The sequence below is a fragment of the Limosilactobacillus mucosae genome, from assembly GCF_046939755.1.
Classification (GTDB): domain Bacteria; phylum Bacillota; class Bacilli; order Lactobacillales; family Lactobacillaceae; genus Limosilactobacillus; species Limosilactobacillus mucosae_A.
The window spans coordinates 1-21,689 of record NZ_JBKZAY010000002.1; the positions used below are offsets into that span (position 1 = coordinate 1).

Genomic DNA, 21,689 nt, shown 5'->3' on the forward strand with positions numbered 1-21,689 from the left:
TTTATTATTCAGTTAACAGTGCTTGGGAAGTTGATCGCTGCAAGTGGCGATACCAATGATCACCTATCATAATCTGGCCCGCGTCATCAAATCCTAAGCGACGATACAGCCGCTCTGCTTTCGGGTTGGCGACATCGACGTTTAAGCCGATCGTTTCGTATTCCAAAGCGGCTGCATGTTTAATAATCGCATCAATCAGAGCCGTTGCAATCCCCATCCCGCGATAATCAGCATCAACTGCCAGTGAATCCAGATAAAACTCGTTGGCAAATGACTCCGGATCCGCGAAGAAATCAACATCGCGAATTGATGGAATTGGGGCCGCGGCTTCTTGATATACTCGGTTGACCGCAGTTTCGTTGTTGTCTGGATAGCCAAACGCCATCCCCACGACTCGACCATCGACTTCTGCGACAAACGTGGTTGCCACATAGCCAAGCAAGGCCCGGTCGCGGTAAGCATTATAAATCATCCTCTGGGGGTCTTCGTCGGGAACCGACTCAAATTCCTCCAGTTCCATTTCATCATAAATCAAAGACATTAACGGTACTATCTGGCCGGCGTCTTCAGGCTCGGCCTTGCGAATCGTATAAATAAATATCCCTCCAAATTCGTTTGATGCAAGCTCATTATATGGGAAAAGCCAACTTTTTGGCAAGAAAAGATGAGAAATTTATTAAAAACATAATCGTCACATATCAAAATGAGTGTTAAAATAGCAAAAAGCCGTAACCCGACACCTTGGATTACGACCTTTGAATGGTTTATTTAATTAAGCTTATTTCTTCTTAGCGTCCTTTTCGTCAGCTGGTACCTCGTTGTTTAAGTCGGTCCGCACTACCAAAACGTCAACGGGAGCATTCCGCTTAACAAAGGATGTAACTGAACCAACCATTGCCCGCTGCAGACGAGTCAGCCCACAAGCACCCATCATGATCAGATCGTTTTTGTGATCGCGTGGGAAGTCAAAGGAGATAACCGTCTTTGGGTTGCCCAGACGGATGTGAATGTCAATGTTGTCAAAGCCTTGCTTTTGCTTTGCGTTGTCATACAGTTCATCCAGATAGTCCTTTGACTTGTCAACCAGCTGGTAAGCGATACTGCTGTCTGACATACCGGCAAAGTTGTAAGCCATTGCCCGCGTGTCGATAACATTGAGGATATCAATGTGTGCATCGTTACGCTTTGCAACTGCAATTGCCTTGTTCAGTGCCCGTTCTGCCTGCTTGGAACCATCAACAGGGACGAGAATGTTTTGATATTCTTGATTCATAGTTATGACCTCCAATTCACACGACTTAATTGTTATCCCTATTGTACCATAATGACAGCGGAATCATTTGATTTTTATGGGCGAAAAAGCAATAATTAGTTAAATTATTTTGACAATAAACCATTTACATTGTATTTTTTCACAATTTAAAGACATTATTTTGTGATTAGTTAAAAGGAGTGGATTTCATTGGACAAGATCGATCGTCAAATTATCAACATGCTGCAGGAAAACGCCCGTGTCTCATTAAAGGAGCTTTCAGCAGCCTGCTACATCTCTTCACCAGCTATTGCCGCTCGAATCAACAAGCTGGAAAAGTCCGGCATCATCACCGGTTTTCACACCAGCGTAAATCTGGAAAAACTGGATTATCACGTTAAGGCCTTCGTTCAGCTGCAATTGGAACCACGCCAAAAGAAGGAATTTTATCCTTATATTGCTCAGGTTCCCAATGTTATTGAATGCAATTGCGTCACCGGTGATTTTTCCGAGGTTATGGAAGTCGTTTTCCCTTCCACTTCAGACCTTGATAACTTTATCAACGAAATCCAGCAGCGCTTTGGCAAAACCAGTACTCAGATCGTCTTTTCAACCAGCGTCGATCATCGAGGCGTTAAATTGCCGCAGCCAGAAGAAATTAAAAACTAAAAAAAACGCTTGCGGTCATGATCGCAGGCGTTTTTTGAGTCAATAATGCAAATCCTGTAAATTCCTATTAAAGCATTTTTTCAATCTGATCCAGACGTTCTTCAAATAAGGCAAACGCACGCTCCAAATATTGACTGTCAGTAACGTCAACTCCCGCATGTTTTAACAGTGTTACGGGATCATCACTGCCGCCAGCCCGCAGCAGATCCAGGTAACGCTGCAGAGCTCCCGGCTCATGCTGCCAGACTGCCTCAGAAAGCGCCGTTGATACTGCCCAGGAAGTTGCATACTGATAGACATAGTAGTTCATGTAAAAATGCGGTACATAAGCCCAGCTCTGCGTTCGCGTGCCAGTTTCTTCAACTGCTGGACCATAGTATTTATTAACCAGCTCACCGCTTAATTGATCCAAATAGTCGGCCGTCAGCGTCTGGCCATTTTGCTCTGCTTTGTAGGCCGCGTCTTCAAATTCAGCAAATTGCGTCTGCCGATAAATCGTACCGATGAAGCCGGTAATATATTGTTCCAGAATAAAGATCAGCTTTTTAGGATCATCCCGGTATTTTTCCAACAGATAGTCGGTTAAGATGTTTTCATTAAACGTTGATGCCACTTCTGCCAAAAAGATCGGTGCATCAGCATATTCCGATGGTTGTGCCTGCTGAGCAAACCAACTGTGCATGGCATGACCGGATTCATGCGCCAAAACAAACGTGCTGTAAAGCTTATCAGTCCAATTAAGTAAAATGAATGGATTTGCCGTATAGACACCTACTTGATAGCCACCAGAGCGCTTGCCTAGATTTTCAGCCGCGTCGATCCAGCGATGGTCAAATTCGTTTTTTAAGCCCTTCAGATACTCTGGCCCCATTACCTGCAATGCTTCCCACGTCAACTGCTTGCCTTGCTCAAAAGTCGTCTTCAGCATGTCCTCACCAGCCAACGGTACATTTACATCATATTTGTACATCTTGTCCAGACCAAGAACCCGCTTCTTCAGCTCATACCAACGATAAACCAGATCAAGATGCCGATTGACAGTCGCCACCAGCGTATCGTAGACGCTTTCTGGAATATTGTTGGCTCCTAAAGCGGCCGCGCGTGCACTTGGATAATGGCGAATCTTAGCCAGTGCGCTTTCCGTGCCGATAAAGCTGTTCAGTGTTTGAGCAAAGGTATTGCGCAGCTCATGGTACGGTTTTTCATATGCCAAAACGGCTTCCTTGCGCACGGAACGATTTTGCGACTCATTGAACTGGCTGCGATTACCATGTGTCAGTTCAACCAACTGCCCCTTTTCATCATGAACCTTGCCAAATTTCAGATCCGCGTCATTAAGCGTATTGTAGATTTCTTCAGCACTGTCCAGCGACTTGTTCAAATGGCCCAGCAGCGTTTCTTCGGCCTTGGAGAGCACATGTCTTTTCTGCCGCCGCAACTTGGTCATCTCATATTGATACTCGGTAAGTCCCGGCTCACTTTCCATCAGCTTGGCAAAGTCCTCATCGTCAATAGCCGTCAATTCTGGCTGAATAAAGGCTAATTCAGCTTCGATTGCAGTTGCAGCATTGACGACTTGACCATAGAGCGTTACCGCCGCTGAATCCGTCGTGTCACTGTCTCGTCGCAGCATACCATAGACAAATTCGCGTTCCAGCTCTTCGTCAATCGTTTTGTTTTCGTTTAGATTTCTTAAAAAGGTCTGACCATCACTGGCAAAGCGACCAGCCGTTTTGGCAAGCTCAGCAGCTTTCTGTTGCGTTTTGGCAAGAGCTTGCTTCATTGCCTCATCTGATTCATACAACAGCGTCAGATCCCATTTAAGTGCTTTAGGTACTTCGTTGCGTTTAAGCTGTTTTTCCATTGTTTTCCGTCCTTTCTTTAATCTAACTTACTTAATTATACAAAAAAGCATCGCCGGATTTCTCAGCGATGCTTTATTTTTAGCCTTGATAGTTATCCAAATATTGATTGTATTTTTCGTGATCCAACGATTTTTCAGATTGACCAATGACTAACGTTGCAATCGTATTACCGACCACGTTGACCACCGTCCGGCCCATGTCGACAAACCGGTCAATCCCGGCAATAAACGTCAACCCGGCAACCGGTACGCCAATCGTTGATACCGAAGCCAGCAAGACAACAAACGAAGCCCCTGGCACCCCGGCCATCCCTTTAGAAGTAATCATCAAGACAACCAACAGCGTAATCTGGTGGGCAATCGTCAGATGAATGCCATAAGCCTGAGCCAAGAACAACGCAGCCAAAGCCTGGTAGATTGCCGAACCATCCAGATTAAACGTATAACCGGTTGGAATTACAAACGAGGCAATCCCTTTATCAACACCCATCTTCTGCGTTTTAGCCATCAGCCGCGGCAAAGTTGCTTCAGAGCTGGCCGTTGAAAACGCAAGGATGATTTCTTCCGTTATTACATGCATCGTTTTCCAATAGCGCAGATGGAAAATTTTGGCAACAATTCCCAAAACGACAACCACAAAAACGATCATCGTTACGTAAGCAATCACCACAAATAGCCCCAATGGCAGCAATGCTTTCAGCCCCATTTCGGCAATCGTCATTCCAATCAAGCCAAAGACCCCAATTGGCGAGAACTTCATTACCCAGTTCGTTACCTTGAACATGGTTTCCGAAACGGCATTCATAAAATCAATAATGATTTTGCCTTTTTCGCCTAATGAAGCCACGCCCATTCCAAAGAAGACTGAGAAGAAGATTACCGGCAGCATGTCACCATCTGCAATCGACTTAAAGATATTGGTTGGCACGATTGCAATCAGCAAATCCCAAAAGCCACTGTGCTTGGATGCAGATTTAGCCGTGGTCAGATATTGAGAGATATCTGATGCATGCAATTCGTGAATGTTGATATAGGTCCCGGGATGCAGAATGTTACCGGCAACCATCCCCAACAGCAGCGCGATCGTTGTCAAAACCTCAAAGTAGATCAAAGTCTTAACCCCGATTCGGCCAAGTTTCTTAATGTCGCCGATATTGGCAATCCCTACCGTCAAACATGAGATTACGATCGGCATTACGATCATCTGGATCAGTCGCAGAAAGATCGTACCCAGACTCTGCATTACCTTGATGGCGCCAGTATTTTGATAGGTCATAGCCCCAACAATAATCCCTAAAACAAGTCCGATCATAATCTGCCAACCGAGCGATAATCGGCCAAAGCGATAACGTTTCATATGATGTTCCATCCTTCCGCTTATTTGGATTGTATTAACGATGCATTCATAAGTTTATGGTTGAATAACCGGCCGCGTTCAAATTATTTCCAAATTAATGGGCCACACCAGAATCAGTTCCAGCAAAGCCCACTCTATCTGGTACGAATTATTAAAAACATGCGGTCGCAAAAGTACGTAAAAATTTTGGTTTTTGTATCGTTATTTCACTCACAAATTAAGTTCAGCTGTATCCGAAAGCTTATTTTACACTGTTATTTATAAAAAGTGAACAATTATTTTTATATTAAACTGATTTGTTCGGTAACAAGTTGTGTAGCATCCGGATTTCCCATTTATTGTAAACGATTTCTCAGAGTGGAATTTTAATAATTTCCGAAAATAATCAAGTCTTAAATTAATAAGGTTCGCCAAATTTTTTATCCACGGTATAAAAGCCGTCATGACGCCTTGGAAACGTTTTGATCATCTCTTAACAATATTTTTAACTAAATTTTTTACTATTTTTTATTGATTTAATCTTTGAAAGCGCTTAATATAATCCCAGAGAGTTTTAAGTAAATGTCTTTTCAAGGAGGAAGGCTAGATTATGAATGAGGCGAGTTCTAAGTCACAATCGATGGCTTCTCGGATCGCATATTCATTTGGTGCTTTCGGGCACGATATGTTCTATGGGATGCTGTCGACTTACTTTATGATGTTTGTTACTGGTCACCTGTTCAACAGCAACAGTGGTGGCCAAGCAGCCCACATGGTTTCTTTCATTACGATTACCATTATGGTGCTGCGGATCGTTGAATTGGTCATTGACCCATTTATCGGTAACGTTATCGACAAGACCGATACTAAGTGGGGTCACTTTAAGCCATGGGTCGTTGCCGGTGGGATCGTTTCTGCCGTTGCAATTTCCCTGCTGTTCACTAATCTGTGGGGTCTGACCTACAAGAATCCAGTTTTGTACCTCGTCGTATTTGCAATTTTATATATTACGATGGATATTTTCTATTCCTTTAACGACGTGGCTTTCTGGTCAATGATTCCTGCTATTTCATTTGACTCGGCAGAACGTGAAAAGACGGCTACCTTCGCCCGGGTTGGTTCAACGCTTGGCGGCCAGCTGGTCGGTGTGGTTGTTATGCCAATCGTCTTGGCATTTTCCATCAGCTCGAATGGCGGTTCCGGTGACAGTCGCGGTTGGTTCGCATTTGCCGCTATCGTAGCTGCAATCTCAGCAATCACGGCCTGCGGGGTTGGTGTTTTCACGCACGAGAAGAAGAATGAACTGCGTGAAAACAAAGAAAACACTACTTTCAAGAAGGTCTTTGGCGTTCTGCTTCATAATGACCAATTAATGGCAATTGCTGTTACCTACCTGGTTTACACGACTGGGGTTCAGATCGTTAATTCTTTCCAACTTTACTACTTCACCTACATTCTGGGGCGGGCAAGCACCTACACGCTGTATGCACTGATCAACGGTGTTATCGGTGCCGTTACGGTTGCTCTGTTCCCTGCGCTGGCTAAGAAGTTCAGTCGGATGAAGGTCTTCTATTACTCAATTTTGGTTCTGCTGATTGGTTTGGCAATCTTTGCCTTTGCTGGTCAATCTCTGCCAATGGTTATTCTTGGTGGTGCCATTTACATGTTGCCACAGCCACTGATCTTTATGGTTGTTTTGATGATCATTACTGACTCGGTTGAATACGGTCAATTGAAGCTTGGTCACCGTGACGAAGCCGTTACGCTTTCCGTTCGTCCACTGCTGGACAAGTTCGGTGGTGCCGTTGCCGGTGGTGTCGTTGGGATGACGGCTACGGCTGCCGGTATGATCTCTGGTGCTACGGCATCCGACATTACGGCTCACGGTGCGGGAATCTTCAAACTCATGATGTTCGCCGTTCCTGCAATTCTGATTCTTTTAGGTGTTCTGTGCTTCAAGAGCAAGGTTAAGCTGGATGAGAAGATGCACGCTCAAATCGTTGACGAACTGGAACAATCCTGGCACCAACACCTGGAAGGCAATGACAGCGTTCGTGAAGAACTGGCTGAAGATGCCAACCTGGCCAAAGATCTGGTTATCGACTTCAAAGCTCCAGTCAGCGGTAATTTGATGCCACTGTCTCAAGTCGGCTCTAAGCCATTTGCTGATGGTACTATGGGCTTAGGAATTGCCATTAAGCCATCTGATGGCCAAGTCTTTGCTCCATTCTCAGGAACCGTTGTTGCTGACTTCCCAACCACTCGTCACGCAATTGGTCTGGAAACCGATAATGGCGTTCCGGTCTTGATTCACGTCGGTGTTGATACGGTTCAAATGCGTGGGACCGGCTTTATCAGCTATGTTACCAAAGGCCAGCATGTTGCCAGCGGAGAAAAGCTGATGGAATTCTGGGCACCTGCAATTAAAAAAGCAGGACATGATGATACGGTCATGATTGCCTTTACCAAGTCCGAAAAATCGCCTAAGTATACCTTGACTTATGTCAAACAAGATGGCGAAGTCAAAGTAGGCGACACCATTATGCAAATCGAAGTCAAGAAAGACTAATTAGACTAATTGAATGATCAAAAAGTCGGTTGGCCTTAAAAAAGCTCGGCTGCAGCAGTCGGGCTTTTTGTTTGTCATTTATTCATGGAGGAATTTAATATGAGTATCCAAGTTAATGCCAACAATCAACTATTTCACCTGCAGACCAAGCACACCAGCTATATTTTTCATGTCATTGAGGATGGCTCGTTAGGTCAGCTTTATTATGGTCCAAAGATTCCCTTCAAAGACGACTACGCCAACCTCAACACGCGTGAAGAACATGACTGTACCAACACGCGGACTGATGAAGACGTTGAGTTTCAAGCTGAACTGTTAAAACAGGAATATGCCGGACTGGGTAAGGGCGACTACCGCTATCCTGCTTTTCAGATCACGTATCCAAACGGCTCACGGACCTCGGAATTCCAATACCGCGACTATGAGATCAAAGATGGCAAAGCACGGCTGAATGGCCTTCCCTCAACCTTTGCCGATGACAGCAATGATTCTCAGACGCTGACCGTTAATTTGGCAGATGGCGATTTAGAGCTGCAGCTGCACTACACCGTTTTTGCTGATGAAGACGTAATTGTCCGCAGTGCAACGTTTATCAACCATGGCAAAACTGTCTTCTTAAATCGCGCCTTGAGTGCCCAACTCGATTTGCCGGATGCGGATTACGACTTCATTCAGTTTGCCGGCTCCTGGTCACGGGAACGGCACCTGCACCGTAATCGCCTGCGTCCCGGCACGCAAAGCATTTCGAGTCTGCGGACGGCTTCCAGTCATCAGGAAAATCCATTCTTTATGCTGGCCCGGCCACACACTGACAATAACCAAGGGGCTGTTTTCGGCTTTAACTTTGTCTACTCAGGCAACTTTTTGGATTCGATCGAAGTTGACCAATTTGATACCACGCGCGTTTTGATTGGCATCAACCCTGATGAATTCGGCTGGAAGCTTAATGAAGGCGACTCTTTCCAAACTCCAGAAGCCATCTTCAGCTATACCGACAATGGCTTCAACGCGCTTTCTCAGCAGTTGGGCGTCTTTTATGCCCAGCACTTGATTAACCCTCGTTTTGCCCACCAGGAACGGCCAATTCTGATCAACAACTGGGAAGCCACATTCATGGACTTTACCGAAGACAAATTAATGCCAATCGTTAAGCGTGCTAAGGAACTGGGAATTGAAATGTTCGTGCTTGACGATGGTTGGTTTGGACATCGCGATGACGACCGCTCCAGCTTGGGTGATTGGTTCGTTGACGAAAAGAAGTTCAATCATGGCATTGCCGGATTTGCCAAGCGCGTTCACGATCTCGACATGAAGTTTGGACTCTGGTTTGAACCGGAAATGATCTCAATTGACAGCAAGCTCTATCAGACTCACCCAGAATGGATGATCAAGACGCCGGGCCGCGGTCAGACGCCGGGCCGTCACCAATTCGTCTTGGACATGAGCCGCAAGGAAGTCGTTGACTATCTGTTTGAGTTGATGAGCCACATCATTCAAGATGCCAAGCTGGACTACATCAAATGGGACATGAATCGTAATATCACCGAAATGTACGGGGCCAACCTGCCTTTCGATCAGCAGTTGGAATTCTCGCATCGCTATATCTTAGGCGTATACGACCTCTATGACCGTTTGACCAAAGCCTTCCCGAATGTCTTGTTTGAATCCTGTGCCTCTGGTGGCGGCCGGTTTGATCTGGGCATGATGTACTACGCGCCGCAAGCCTGGTGCAGCGATGACACTGATGCTATTGAACGCATCAAGATCCAAGATGGCACCTCCTATGGCTACACGCCTTCAATGTGGGGCGCCCACGTTTCAGCCGTACCAAATGATCAAGTCGGCCGGTTGACCTCAATCGATACGCGGGCAAAGGTAGCTTACTTTGGCGCGTTTGGTTACGAGTTGGACGTTACTAAGCTCAGCGATAAAGAGCAGGCTACTATCAAGCAGCAGGTAGCTTTTTATAAGCAATATCGCAAGCTTTTCCAGTTTGGAACATTCTATCGTCTAGAAACGCCAGACACCAACGAAAACGTCTATGGCTGGGAAACCGTCAGTCCGGATAAAAAGACGGCTATCGGCATGCGCTATCAAATCCTTAACGGTGCCAACCCTGCCTACATCCGCTATTACTTTAAAGGCTTGGATCCAGAACGTCGCTACACGGTCAATGATGGTTCAGAAGTCTTCTCCGGTGCCGAATTGATGAATGCCGGCTATTTCGTGCCACGCGTCATGAACCGCCTGCAATCGCCAAAGGTACCATCTGATTTCCACGCTGACATGTTTATCGTTAAAGCCGTTGACTAATAGCATCAACAATAAATAAACCGTACTGACAGCTGCCGGTACGGTTTTTATTTATGTATGTTACTTATCATCTGCTTCAAATAGACTGCGATAATCACCATAGCCATCTGCTTCAAGCTGATCAAACGGAATAAAGCGCAGGGCGGCCGAATTGATACAGTAGCGCAGACCACCGCGATCTAGTGGCCCATCGCAAAAAACATGTCCCAGATGCGAATCAGCCTGCAGACTGCGCACCTCTGTTCTTTCCATACCAAACGACTGATCGCGCTTTTCTTTCAGCTTGGCAATTGGTTTGGTAAATGCTGGCCAGCCACAGCCCGAATCAAACTTGTCCAGTGAAGAAAACAGCGGCTCGCCACTGACAATGTCAACATAGATGCCTTTTTCAAAAAATTGATCATATTTGCCGGTAAACGGCGGTTCAGTAGCGGCCTCTTGTGTAACGCGGTACTGCATTTCAGTCAGCTTGTTTTTGTCAGTCATCTCAATCCCTCATTTCATACTTGTCAAACGATTGATTGCTTATCATTCAGCGTTTTGATTTTGGTCATTGTATCATTTGGCATCGTTTTGGCGTAAAAATATGCCTACGCTATCAAAAAAGCGACCTGAATTTCTCAGATCGCTCTATTATTAAGTTTATTAAGCGCCAAATACCTTAAACCGCTTTTCAGCAGACATGACGTCTTTTTCGCCGGCTGGTGCCTCAACGGATCCAAAAGGCATTTCAGCCCGCAACTGCCAAGTCTCTGGAATATCAAACGCCTTGGCAATCGCTTCATCAATCAGCGGATTATAGTGCTGTAGTGACGCCCCTAGTCCTTGAACGGCCAAGGCTTCCCAAACTGCCTGCTGAGCTCCGCCAATTGCCTGTTCCGCCCAACCTGCAAAGTTAGCGGCATATGCTGGAAAATCATTCTCCAACTGTTTAACGGTTGCGGTCTCAGTAAAGTATAGAATCGTACCATAAGCCTTAAAACTGTTAACCTTGGCTTGCGTCTTAGCAAATGCTTCATCATCTTTTACAACTTTGCGCAACTCAGCCAATACGATATCCCAAACCCGGTCGGAATCTTGACCAAAAGTAATTACCGCACGCACCGTTTGACTGTTAAATGCGGATGGCGACAGCTCGATCGTTTTTTCGATCAGATCAACTAGCGTCTGCTTGTCTTCTTTAACGTTTTTGCCTAATGCATAAATGGAGCGGCGCTTTTCTTGAAGTTGAGTAAATTGATTTGTCATAGTCGTTCCTCTTTTTCTGATGATTTGTTGTTTGTATTATATCTTGTTACTTACTTTTTGTAAATGGTTTTAGCTTATAAAAAGTAAGTTTTTAAAATAAAACTCCCACCAGCCAAAATGGCCCAGCAGGAGTCAGCAATTATTAATGTGTAACTTAGGATTTTTTGATCATTTTTCGGTACTTTGTCGCAAAACCAACTTGGTACCGACTACTACGCGCTGCGGAGCCAGATCTGGGTTCTGCAGGCGGCGACCCAGCAGTTCAAGTCCCATCGCCGCCATTTGATCGGTCGGAACGTGAATCGAGGTCAGGGTTGGATAAGTGTAATGAGTAATTGACGTGTCATCAAAACTGATCAGCGCCATTTCATGTGGCACGTCGATCTGCTTTTCATGTAGAGCACGCAAAGCACCGACTGCCATAGCATCATTGGCAATCAAAACGGCTTGGGGACGATCAGCGAGCTGCAAAAGGCGCTGCATCTGGTCAAAGCCGCTCTTTTCTGAGTAATCGCCCATCATAAACCATTCTGAGCGGTAAAGATTTTTAGTTTTTAAAGTCTGAGCAAAAGTTTCGCGTCGTGAATCGTTGACTGGCTTTTGATCAGTCGTTTTTTCCTGACCAGCAATCATGCCGATTTTGGTATATCGATCGGCCAAAAAGTCAGCAGCCTGCTTAATGCCGCCATCAAAATCCGGCAAAACCGAATCACAGCCATTGGCCAGTTCATCATAGTCAATCACAACGATTGGCTTGTTGAAACGCTGCAGCTGGTCGATCTGTTTTTGACTGTACTTGCCGATTGCTACAATACCGCTGACATCATTAGGAATCTGTTCCAAATGCGTGTCGAAAACCGTTGCCGTCGTATACCCAACCTGCTGAGCTTCTTTTTCAACCCCCAGGCGAATATTCATATAGTAAAGATCATCCAGTTCCCGCGCTGGTGAATACCACTGAATAACGGCAATCTTATGGCCGGTAGCAGCATTGCGCCGATGTTTTTTAGTATAGGACAGCTCTTCGGCAATCGTCAGAATCTTGCGCCGTGTCTCTTCACCAACTGACAGCTGAGGGTCATTGTTTAAAACTCTCGATACTGTTGCCAGTGAAACCCCCGCACGATCTGCAATGTCCTTTAACGTTACTGCCATTTAAAAACCATCCCTTCCTTGGTCAAAATTGGTTACAGTTGTTCAACGAACCGCTGCCAGCCAGCTTGACCTTGGGCATCGCGCTTAAAGACACCGGCATCAGCCAAGACATCGCCAAAGACTTGAGCAACTTCTTGTTCCAAAATCTCTTCAACGTTTTCAGCATTGATATCATCATGCCGTGCCTGAACTTCTTTAGCCCATGGCAGATGACTGTCGGCAATCTTGTTTGGTTCATTGAGCCAGTACTTCTTGACTTCTTCCAATTCACTCTTCAAACGAGCTGGCAGAATGGCCCGGCCCATGACTTCAATCAGGCCGATGTTTTCCTTTTTAATGTGCCAGAGCTTTTCATGTGGGTGGAAGATGCCCAGTGGGTACTCTTTACTAGTATTATTGTCTCGCAAAACCAAGTCAAGCACAAATTCATCGCCATTGCGGTGCATGATCGGCGTTACGGTGTGGTGCCGCGTTTCGCCATCAAAGGCCTTCAATGAAAGTTCTGAGTCGTCATAGTGATCCCAGACGTCAATAATATGCGTTCCCAGTTGAATCAAAGCCTGGTCGTTGGTACTGGTCAAACGCAGATCACTCATTGGCCAGTCAACAATGCCGGCCTTGACGTCTGGATAGTCTTTAAATTCCAGTTCTTGTTTAATTGGCGCCTTCATCATTGGGAAGGTGTGCCGACCGCCTTGATAATGCTCATGGGCCAGCATGGAGCCGCCAACGATTGGCAGATCTGCGTTGCTGCCGACAAAGTAGTGAGGCAGCTGTTTTTCAATTTCAATCAGGTTGATTAACGTCTGTTGATTAATCTCCATTGGTTCATGTTTGGCATCCAAGAAAATGCAGTGTTCATGGAAGTAAGCATATGGTGAGTATTGGAAGCCCCATTGCTTGCCGCCAATCGTCATCCGAATGATTCGATGGTTGCTGCGGGCTGCATGTCCCAGACGTCCCAAGTAGCCTTCATTTTCCATGCAAAGCGCACATTGTGGATACTTCTTTTGCGTATCATGAGCAGCGGCGGCAATTGCTTTAGGATCTTTTTCGGGCTTAGAAAGATTGATTGTAATCTCTAGTTCGTTGCCATCATTGACTTTTTTAGTAAACTCAATATTTTTCTTAATTGCGGATACCTTAACATAGTCATTACTGGTACACAGATCATAAAACCAATCCGTTGCCTGTTCAGGAGCCTGTTCATGCTTTTGCCAGAACGTATCATTGACCCGCGATGGCGTTGGTGTCAGCAGATCATACAGCTGATCATTTAAGATTTCACGCGCTGTCTGACCGTCCTCAATCTTGCCACGCTGAACTGCCAATTCTACCAACTGGCTAGCTAAAGGCGTGTCTGGCTGTGCTTTAACATCTTCATCACCAACCAGCGCCCGAATCTTGTTCATCACATAAATCTTATCCATTGGTTGAAAAGCACCACTGGCAATTGCTTTTTCTGCAAATTCTTCAATGAGTTCCATGTCACAAACCTCTTTCTCAAAACCTGACCTAAATATTAGATTTTGTGTGGGCCATCAACGATTTCAGCATCATAGAAGCTGGCATCATAGCCGATCGTTTCCCGGTAGACCTTGCCAACGTTTTCCTTAAATGCATCAGCTTGGTCCTTCTTAACGATTGCGATGGCACTGCCGGCAAAACCGCCGCCGACCATCCGAGCACCAAGGCAGCCTGGCTGTTCCCAAGCCGTTTCTGCCAGCGTGTCCAGTTCCTTGCCAGTTACTTCATAATCAAAGTGCAATGAAACGTGGGAAGCATTGATCAGACGGCCCAGCTTTTCAAGGTCGCCTGCCTTCATAGCTTCGATTGCCCGCAGCGTCCGTTGGTTTTCAGCAACTGCATGACGGGCCCGGCGAATCAAAACGTCATCATTAATCAAATAGGAGTATTCATCAAACGTGTTTTCGTCCAGTTCGCCCAGCTTCTCGATGTTCAGCTTTTGGTTCAAGCGCTTAACTGCTTCTTCACATTGTTCAACACGTTCGTTATACTTGGAGCCAGCCAGCGAGTGCTTCTTGTTGGTACTCATGATCACGATTTCGTAGTCACCCAGCTTCAATGGCAGGTATTGGTATTCCAAAGTGCTGCAGTCCAAGAAGATGGCGTTGTCTTTCTTACCCATCCCAACGGCAAATTGATCCATGATTCCGGAGTTTAAGCCGACAAAATCGTTTTCCGTTTTTTGACCGAGCTTAACCAGCGAAATTTCATCAATATCCAAGTTGAATTCATCTTTCAGCAGATTGCCCATCAAAAGCTCAATGGAAGCTGATGAAGAAAGCCCCGCGCCGTATGGCAGATTACCGTGTACCAGCAGATTGAAGCCATGGTCGATCTGGTAGCCAGCCTGCTTTAAGTAGACCAGCATCCCCTTAAAGTAGTTGGTCCAAGTCTTGTCAGCGTCCGTTTCTGGCTTTTCGTCATTGATGCTGAATTCAACGACCGTGCTGCCTTCCATGTTGGCTGAATAGAGCTGAACCTTGTCATCATCACGCGGACCATAGACGCCAAACGTACCCAGACTGATGGCACATGGGAAAACGTGTCCGCCATTGTAATCAGTATGTTCGCCAATTACATTGATTCGACCTGGTGAGAAGAAGACATCCTTAGCTTCACCCTTAAAAACATCTTGATATTCTTTTAGTAATTGTTGCTTATCCATCTCTAGCTACCTCCATAAACGGTTAGTAAACTTTTACTAAATATTAGCTTACGCCCCCCGTTCCGATTTGTCAATAAGCGCTTACATTATTATTTTCGAGGGATTTGTATACTTTTTAACAATCCTTATTTAGCAACAGTTTGCGCCATTTTTTATGTTAAAATAAATTTTACTTAACAAAAGAATCTGAGAAAGGATGCCCGTCCATGAAAGAAATTCTCCCAGATCAATTAAAAGCACAGACTCTGCTGCTCGGCCGCTGGACCACTAAACAGCTGCATGGAAAAAGGGTCTTATATACAACCAATCTTGGCAGCCTGATCAAGTTTCATCTTCAAAACAGTCCATTTTTAGAGATTGAGGTTCTAGATAATGGCAATCCGCAAATGCCGCCACAATATTGGGCTGTACGAGTTAATCATGGAAATTGGCAGCGCTGGTCGACCCGTGATGCTTTTTTTGAACTGCAGGTACCCAACAATGCTGAAATTGAGATCATCACGGCTGGTAATACCGACCTTGATGATGTCTGGCTTGGCAATCAAGGTCTAGCCATTGCTTCGGTCACAATTGCCGATCAAGCCGTCATTACCCCGCCTAAGTCGCAAAAACGCGTAACGGTCATTGGGGATTCAATCACGGCCGGCTGTTGGGTGAACGGCAAACGTCCCAGTAGCGACTATCGCCCAGAAAGCTGCTATATTGGACTTGTCAGTGATGCCTTGAGAATCGATGTCGAGCGGATCGCCTATTCAGCAGGCGGCGTTTTAAGATCCGCGGTGGGTAATGTTCCCCCAGCAGCCCAGTTTTTGAGTCGTCTGGACGCCCAAACGCCATGGCAGCCCAGCATCATGCCCGAACTGGTTTTAATCAATCTGGGCGTCAATGATCGGCATTTTGCCAGCCAACAGTTTCAAAAAGCCTACCTGGCATTTGTCAAACAGGTACAAAGCACTTATCCAAACGTTCCGCTGGCCTTAATGGTGCCTTTTGCTCAGACCTATGCTGATATCATTGAAGAAACCGCGTTGGAATGTCATACTAAATTCATTCCTACCAAAAACTGGTGTCAGTCATTTACCGATGGCTTGCATCCCGACCTAAAAGGCTCTTTGCAGATTGCCCAGCATTTAACGCCAGTTTTGGCAACGCTGTTGAACAAAAATCAGCAATAACAGCTAGTTATTTCGGCACAACCTGCCAAGTCAAACAAAGGAGCGATTTTCATGCCAATTCCCACTCGTCGGCTGCCAATCAGCGGCGGCTACAATTATCGTGATCTTGGCGGCTATCCCACTCTTGACGGTCATACCATCAAGTGGCGCCGGCTGTTGCGTTCTGGCAGTCTGCACCGCCTAACCAGTCAGGATCTGCAATACTTTTCTGATCTGAAGCTGGCTAAAGATATTGATCTACGCTCGCCGCGAGAAACCAAAAAAGAGCCTGACCAAGTTCCAGACGTTGCCGAATATATCGCTAACCCTATTTTTTCAACCGACGAAACCAGAGTTTCACAGCCAATCTCATCTTTTAGCGATGAATTGAATGCTGATCCGACACGTGGCCGCCAGCACATGCGCACTGTCTATCATGAAATGATCGCTGAGCCTGGTCCACAACAGGCCTACCGCGAATTTTTCCAACAGCTGCTAAGCGCACCGGCTGATCGCCCCGTGCTGTTTCACTGTACTGCCGGCAAGGATCGGACCGGTATTGGCGCCTATCTGCTGTTAAATGCCTTAGAAGTGCAGCCTGATGTCATCATCAAAGACTACCTGCTGACCAATGAGCTCGTTAAAGACGTTCAACAAGACATCAAGCAGAAACTGACTGCTGGTCATTTTTCGTCAAACTACATCCAAAATTCGCTTGATATGGCCAGTGTTAAGCGTGAATACCTACAGACGGCCCAGGATGCCATTCAAAAAATCAGCGGCTCCGTTGCCCAGTATCTTAAAGAAGTCATGCAGCTTTCTGACTCTGATCTACAAGCATTGCGTCATAAGTACCGTGACTAATGGTATAATAAACCAAAAGCAAGCGTTTTCTGGAATCTAACGCTGATGGAGGTGTCTATATGGAGACAAGAATCTTCTTTAATCCCGGCGACTCGATTGCCAATATTCATGACTACAACGAAGCCGTACGCAAGGGACAGATTTTTAAAAAAGAACGCAAAATCGACGACCTGGTTATCGCCAAAGGTCCTGATGATGAAGAATATGCCATCTTTTATGCCAAGGACGCCTTGCCGGCTGACCATGCCAAAGCCCAGCCTTATGACGTCAAAGAGCATCTTTAGTCAAAAAAACGCCGAGTCAGCAAGCTGATTCGACGTTTTTTATTGAATAATCATGATTAATAATAAGCTGCCCCGCTGCTTAGCAAGGTCTCTCGCCATTATTTAAGGTCATGTCAAGATATTGTTGACTGCAACAGCTTAGCGGCCGCCAACAATCTGAGCGGCCTGTTGTTCTAAGCGCAGCACCAATTCATCAGCATCAGCCTTAAAGTCTTCAATAAAACTGTTACGAACCGGTGAGGCCAAGCCAACTTTTTCGCCCATGATATCGGTCACCACTAGATCTTCACCTGCCCAGGCAACGTCGTCATAATGACCTTCCAAGGCTTCATCCATAAATTCCTGCAAAGTATCACGCACAGCATCCTTAATGACGTCATCCATTTCCAAATGCTGGCCATGAACTTGATACTGTGCAATCTTCATTGCAACTTCTTCCATGTTTTCTGGAATTTGAATACTCATAAAAATCCCCTCGGTTTCTAGTGCTTGCGACGGCTTTTCTGCCGGCGATTCCGAAATGAAATGCCAACTGGCGGGTGCTTTTTGCCCTTAGCGGTTTTAGCAGCTGGCGTTGGGGAAGCTGTTCTTTTTTCGGCAACGCGCTTGGCCATCTCATTATTCTGTTCACGAGCATCATAGTCACGCCATGGATGCATGATCGTCCCGATAAAACTGGTCAAAAGCGTCCGATGGTTTGCCATCCATTTTTGCGCATTTTCACGATCATTGATGTCAACACCCTCCGCCTGAGCCAATGACAATACCAACTGCGTCAAGCGATCCTTGCGATCAAGCGAGGCCAGTGCTTCTTGGGCTGGCTGCATATGCAACAGCGTCCGTTTGGCGATTGTATATTGATCATCATTAAGATCACCTTGTTGATGCAGATAGTCAAAAAAGGCATCAAACAAAGCCACGATCTTGACGATTTGGTATGGCCTGATATGTGGATCCAAAGGCATTGTCATCCCCAGCACTTGCTGCAGAGCTTCAAAAGTCCAGCCATCAGGCCATTGATGTGCTTCTTGATTCATCAAAGTCAAAAATTCATCAATCAGATACTGCTCATCAGTTTCATCAAGACCTTCGATATTTTTTAATACGGCGGCTTTAGGAGCCACGGCAACCATCGTTTTTTGCCAGGCCAGGTAGCTTTCTGGCGTCCATTCTTGGGGTGCTTTTTCAGCAGTTGGTTGATCGGTAGCTGCTTTCCAGTTTGCCTGCATGGTCTTGCGATGCTCATCCATTACCTGAGCCAGCTCTTTAGCATGATCGACTTTTAAAAACTTTTGATAGGCCTTTAAAACCGGGATGGTCGAAATCACCTGGCGATATGGTGCCTGCCCATCCTGATAGAGTTCGTGATCCAAAACGGCTGCCAATGCCGCACCAGTCCAGTGACAATCATCCAGCTGATGGCGAGCTGCCATTAATTGGTTGACTTGCTGCAAAATCTTTTGTGCATGTTCCTGCTGATTTTTTGACAACCGATCAAACGCCGCGTCGACTAAAAATGCTTGTACGTGGGCTTGATTCTGTTGATACTCCATTAAAACTTTCACTGCTATATAAAATGTAGAATAACATAGAAAATATATTATGATTTTCTATGTTATTAGAAAGAATATAGTTTTCCTTTCTTAATTTTATTTACTATCGTCTGCATTAGTATTCCCATATCCTAACTAGAGGGTAATGACATTGACTAACTCTTATAGCTTGCGGGTGTAGCCCACCCATTGATTCTTTACAGTAATGCAAGCAAGTTCATTACTGCATTTTTATCTCTATCCATAACAGCACCGCATGCATAACAAATATATTCGTTATGCTTAGTGTGATGTTTGATGTTGCCATTAAGACCGATTTTATCTTTACCTGTCTTAACAAACCCACATCGAGAACACCGTTGAGTGCTTGGATAAAACTTATCGGCTAACAATAAATGCTTGTTATACCATTCGCATTTATAAGTTAAAACCTGTCTGAAATAACCAAATAACGACCGCTGTAATCCTTTAGATGCAACATGGCTCATCTGCATTTGCTTTACATCCAAATCTTCAATAACGATCTGATCATAATCATTAACCAACTTGGTAGTAAAGTTTTGAATAATATCATGTTGGATATTAGCAACCCGCCGATAATTACGCTGCAACTTGGCTCTCGTCTTAACGTAATTATTACTTTGAGCAGCTAATTTACCGTTGACACTTCTTTTGCGAGCTAATAACCGTTGATAGTGCTTGATACGCTTGTATAAATTATTTAGATTATGCGGTAAAGTGCTAATCTGCCCGTCAGTATAATTAAAATGCCCTACATTGACATCAACTGCCGTCTTTTTAGCGGTGTCAGCTTTTGCTTCTGTCTTTATTTCAAAGGGTAAACTAGCCCAATACTTACCGTTTTCGCGGTAAACTGAAACGACTTTTAATTCACCATCTAAAGATTTAGCACCTTTAAACCGAATGTCGTACCATTCCTTAACACCATGCGGCTTATCTAAGCGCAACCTGCCATCAACAATCTTCGCCCGATCGGTTTTAAATCCTTGTCTTGGTGCTTTCTTTGATTTGAACTTGGGCTTGCCCCAATCTGGTTGAGCCTTATTAAAGAAGTTCTTCCAAGTCTTGCCAAGATCAGAAATTGTAAGCTGTAGGCACCGAGCAGATAGCTGATATTGCCAGTCGGCTTTATTGGCGACCAGTTCATCACGAACCTTGCGCTCATTCGGACGCAACTTTTTGTCTTCTAGAATCAACGAAGCATCGTACATGTCATTCCAAAGCGCCAAGCCTTGATTCCAACAGTAGCGTCGATAATCGCAAAGCTGATCAATCACCTTTTGCATCGTTTTGTTCGGATACAGCCTGACCATTTGCGTTCGGATCACCTGGTTCATCACCTTTCAAAGATTTATCGTTTTGAATTTTAATCTTATACTTTCGCAGACCAGATAAACGACCAGAAAAAACATGTACGATACTGACCACATCATCAATTATTTCTTGGGTGGGGCTAGTTTCCACGTTATTCAGCACCACAATTTTCGTGTTGTGCATTTTACATAATCGTTCAAACCATTCATAACCAAAGCGAACAAATCTGTCTTTATATGTAATATAGATTGTGTCAATTTTGTTCTGCATTACTTTTTCTAGCAGTTCGTTCCACCTTTTACGGTTATAGTCAATTCCACTGCCGATCTCAGTGATTACGTCATCTAAAATAACGCCCCTGGCATTAACGTATTGTCTAATAAAGCTAATTTGATTTTTTAAATCATCTTTTTGGCTATTATTAGACACTCTAGCGTAAGCAACAATTAGACGCTTGTTTTGTAATGATTGACCAGTATATTCCAAGTACTGTTCTTCTGTATAGTATCTTCGATTAGTGGGTGTTCGATAAGCTTTTAGAATCCCTTTTTTATCCCATATCTGTAAGGTTCTAACCGTAACGCCCAATCGTTCAGCCATTTCTTTTGGTTTCATCATCGTCATAACAATAACCACCTACATTTTTTCTTTCTATGGTTACATCATAACGTATAATTCTATTTTATTCTATATTTTGTATAACAGTTGATCATCTCCTGTTGCTTCAACTTGAATTTCAATAACTATCATAACATAATTACTTAGTACACACGTTCGCTCACTATTCATAAAATTGGAGGAATTTAAATGCCATCCAAAAAAATCAAAGTCCCTGACTTCTATTATCAAGAAATGACGGCAGCCGGCTACCGGCAAATCGAAGACCAGATTGAGGATCTTAAGAAACAACGACCTGAAAAGATTGCACGGCTTAAAGCTGCTCGAGCTTTAGGCGATCTTTCCGAAAACACCGAATACAGCACCGCCAAACGTGATCTAAGGCATTTAGAAAGCCGATTGCGCTATCTGAACAAACAACTGACCTATGCCAAAATCATCACCCCGCAAGATACCGGAAAAGTCGGCATGGGGTCCACGGTTGCGCTGCAGTATGACGACGCTGAAACAGAGACCTATACGCTGGTTGGCCGTCAAGAAGCCGATATTCTGCAGGGCAAACTGGCATTTGACTCGCCATTAGGCAAAGCAATTACTGGGCTCAGCGCGGGAGATTCTGCTTTGGTTGCCGCGCCGCAGGGAGAATATCAGGTTAAGGTCGTTTCTGTCAAGGTAAATCAAGATGAAGTCGATTAAGTCAAACCAGTCAGATTGATCAAATCCAAAAATTCTTCAATCGATATAAAGGTTTAAATGATGGCCTCAATTGGACTGGTCGCTTGA

20 protein-coding genes are annotated in these 21,689 nt (G+C 44.9%); 7 read left to right on the forward strand and 13 right to left on the reverse strand.

Going from position 1 to position 21,689, the window contains the following annotated elements; all coding sequences use genetic code 11:
- Positions 1 to 4: 4 nt before the first annotated feature.
- Both ACLUWI_RS00950 and ACLUWI_RS00955 read right to left on the reverse strand, forming a co-directional pair.
- A complete protein-coding gene (locus tag ACLUWI_RS00950; RefSeq protein WP_412145779.1) occupies positions 5 to 541 on the reverse strand; it encodes a GNAT family N-acetyltransferase in 537 nt (178 codons plus the stop codon).
- Positions 542 to 778: 237 nt separating this feature from the next.
- Positions 779 to 1,273, reverse strand: coding sequence for a universal stress protein (locus tag ACLUWI_RS00955; RefSeq protein WP_412145780.1), 495 nt, complete (start codon positions 1,271 to 1,273; stop codon positions 779 to 781).
- Between the two features lie 189 nt (positions 1,274 to 1,462).
- On the opposite strand from ACLUWI_RS00955, the gene ACLUWI_RS00960 reads away from it, so the two are divergent.
- Entirely contained in the window at positions 1,463 to 1,921 is a 459-nt protein-coding gene (locus ACLUWI_RS00960; protein ID WP_412145781.1) for an Lrp/AsnC family transcriptional regulator, read from the forward strand.
- Between the two features lie 67 nt (positions 1,922 to 1,988).
- Here the strand turns inward: ACLUWI_RS00960 and pepF are convergent, their stop codons facing one another.
- Together pepF and ACLUWI_RS00970 are read right to left on the reverse strand one after the other, a co-directional pair.
- Positions 1,989 to 3,785 (reverse strand): oligoendopeptidase F, encoded by a 1,797-nt coding sequence (pepF, locus tag ACLUWI_RS00965; protein ID WP_412145782.1) that lies wholly within the window; start codon positions 3,783 to 3,785, stop codon positions 1,989 to 1,991.
- 79 nt (positions 3,786 to 3,864) lie between these two features.
- On the reverse strand, positions 3,865 to 5,142 hold the full coding sequence (locus ACLUWI_RS00970; protein WP_412145783.1) for a dicarboxylate/amino acid:cation symporter: 1,278 nt from the start codon (positions 5,140 to 5,142) through the stop codon (positions 3,865 to 3,867).
- Positions 5,143 to 5,731: 589 nt separating this feature from the next.
- Between ACLUWI_RS00970 and ACLUWI_RS00975 the strand changes: the two genes are divergently transcribed.
- Both ACLUWI_RS00975 and ACLUWI_RS00980 read left to right on the forward strand, forming a co-directional pair.
- Positions 5,732 to 7,690 carry a glycoside-pentoside-hexuronide (GPH):cation symporter gene (locus ACLUWI_RS00975; RefSeq protein ID WP_412145784.1) on the forward strand — a complete coding sequence of 653 codons (1,959 nt, stop codon included), beginning with the start codon at positions 5,732 to 5,734 and terminating at the stop codon, positions 7,688 to 7,690.
- Between the two features lie 99 nt (positions 7,691 to 7,789).
- Entirely contained in the window at positions 7,790 to 10,003 is a 2,214-nt protein-coding gene (locus ACLUWI_RS00980; protein WP_412145785.1) for an alpha-galactosidase, read from the forward strand.
- 60 nt (positions 10,004 to 10,063) lie between these two features.
- On the opposite strand, the gene msrB is transcribed toward ACLUWI_RS00980, so the two are convergent.
- The 5 genes from msrB to ACLUWI_RS01005 all read right to left on the reverse strand — a co-directional run bounded on the left by msrB (position 10,064) and on the right by ACLUWI_RS01005 (position 15,098).
- Positions 10,064 to 10,489, reverse strand: coding sequence for a peptide-methionine (R)-S-oxide reductase MsrB (gene msrB, locus ACLUWI_RS00985; RefSeq protein WP_412145786.1), 426 nt, complete (start codon positions 10,487 to 10,489; stop codon positions 10,064 to 10,066).
- A 159-nt stretch (positions 10,490 to 10,648) separates the two neighbouring features.
- Positions 10,649 to 11,251: a nitroreductase family protein gene (locus ACLUWI_RS00990; protein WP_412145787.1), complete on the reverse strand. Its 603-nt coding sequence runs from the start codon at positions 11,249 to 11,251 to the stop codon at positions 10,649 to 10,651.
- A gap of 168 nt (positions 11,252 to 11,419) precedes the next feature.
- Positions 11,420 to 12,406: a LacI family DNA-binding transcriptional regulator gene (locus ACLUWI_RS00995; RefSeq protein WP_412145788.1), complete on the reverse strand. Its 987-nt coding sequence runs from the start codon at positions 12,404 to 12,406 to the stop codon at positions 11,420 to 11,422.
- Positions 12,407 to 12,438: 32 nt separating this feature from the next.
- Positions 12,439 to 13,893 (reverse strand): UDP-glucose--hexose-1-phosphate uridylyltransferase, encoded by a 1,455-nt coding sequence (locus ACLUWI_RS01000; RefSeq protein WP_412145789.1) that lies wholly within the window; start codon positions 13,891 to 13,893, stop codon positions 12,439 to 12,441.
- Between the two features lie 35 nt (positions 13,894 to 13,928).
- Positions 13,929 to 15,098 (reverse strand): galactokinase, encoded by a 1,170-nt coding sequence (locus ACLUWI_RS01005; RefSeq protein ID WP_412145790.1) that lies wholly within the window; start codon positions 15,096 to 15,098, stop codon positions 13,929 to 13,931.
- A gap of 206 nt (positions 15,099 to 15,304) precedes the next feature.
- On the opposite strand from ACLUWI_RS01005, the gene ACLUWI_RS01010 reads away from it, so the two are divergent.
- The 3 genes from ACLUWI_RS01010 to ACLUWI_RS01020 are packed head-to-tail and all read left to right on the forward strand — an operon-like array spanning position 15,305 to position 17,400.
- Positions 15,305 to 16,273 carry an SGNH/GDSL hydrolase family protein gene (locus tag ACLUWI_RS01010; protein ID WP_412145791.1) on the forward strand — a complete coding sequence of 323 codons (969 nt, stop codon included), beginning with the start codon at positions 15,305 to 15,307 and terminating at the stop codon, positions 16,271 to 16,273.
- A gap of 51 nt (positions 16,274 to 16,324) precedes the next feature.
- Complete coding sequence (locus ACLUWI_RS01015) at positions 16,325 to 17,116, forward strand: tyrosine-protein phosphatase (protein ID WP_412145792.1); 792 nt, start codon at positions 16,325 to 16,327, stop codon at positions 17,114 to 17,116.
- Between the two features lie 59 nt (positions 17,117 to 17,175).
- Positions 17,176 to 17,400 carry a hypothetical protein gene (locus tag ACLUWI_RS01020; protein ID WP_006500827.1) on the forward strand — a complete coding sequence of 75 codons (225 nt, stop codon included), beginning with the start codon at positions 17,176 to 17,178 and terminating at the stop codon, positions 17,398 to 17,400.
- 138 nt (positions 17,401 to 17,538) lie between these two features.
- On the opposite strand, the gene ACLUWI_RS01025 is transcribed toward ACLUWI_RS01020, so the two are convergent.
- The 4 genes from ACLUWI_RS01025 to ACLUWI_RS01040 all read right to left on the reverse strand — a co-directional run bounded on the left by ACLUWI_RS01025 (position 17,539) and on the right by ACLUWI_RS01040 (position 20,912).
- Positions 17,539 to 17,865, reverse strand: a complete 327-nt coding sequence (locus tag ACLUWI_RS01025) for a hypothetical protein (protein ID WP_412145793.1) — start codon at positions 17,863 to 17,865, stop codon at positions 17,539 to 17,541.
- Positions 17,866 to 17,882: 17 nt separating this feature from the next.
- Complete coding sequence (locus ACLUWI_RS01030) at positions 17,883 to 18,953, reverse strand: hypothetical protein (protein ID WP_412145794.1); 1,071 nt, start codon at positions 18,951 to 18,953, stop codon at positions 17,883 to 17,885.
- Positions 18,954 to 19,150: 197 nt separating this feature from the next.
- Entirely contained in the window at positions 19,151 to 20,260 is a 1,110-nt protein-coding gene (locus tag ACLUWI_RS01035; protein ID WP_412145795.1) for an RNA-guided endonuclease InsQ/TnpB family protein, read from the reverse strand.
- Positions 20,244 to 20,912: an IS607 family transposase gene (locus tag ACLUWI_RS01040; protein WP_412145796.1), complete on the reverse strand. Its 669-nt coding sequence runs from the start codon at positions 20,910 to 20,912 to the stop codon at positions 20,244 to 20,246. The genes ACLUWI_RS01035 and ACLUWI_RS01040 overlap by 17 nt, the downstream gene beginning before the upstream one ends.
- 183 nt (positions 20,913 to 21,095) lie before the next feature.
- Here ACLUWI_RS01040 and greA point away from each other — a divergent pair, with 183 nt between their 5' ends.
- Positions 21,096 to 21,602, forward strand: a complete 507-nt coding sequence (gene greA, locus ACLUWI_RS01045; RefSeq protein WP_412145797.1) for a transcription elongation factor GreA — start codon at positions 21,096 to 21,098, stop codon at positions 21,600 to 21,602.
- Positions 21,603 to 21,689 lie beyond the last annotated feature (87 nt).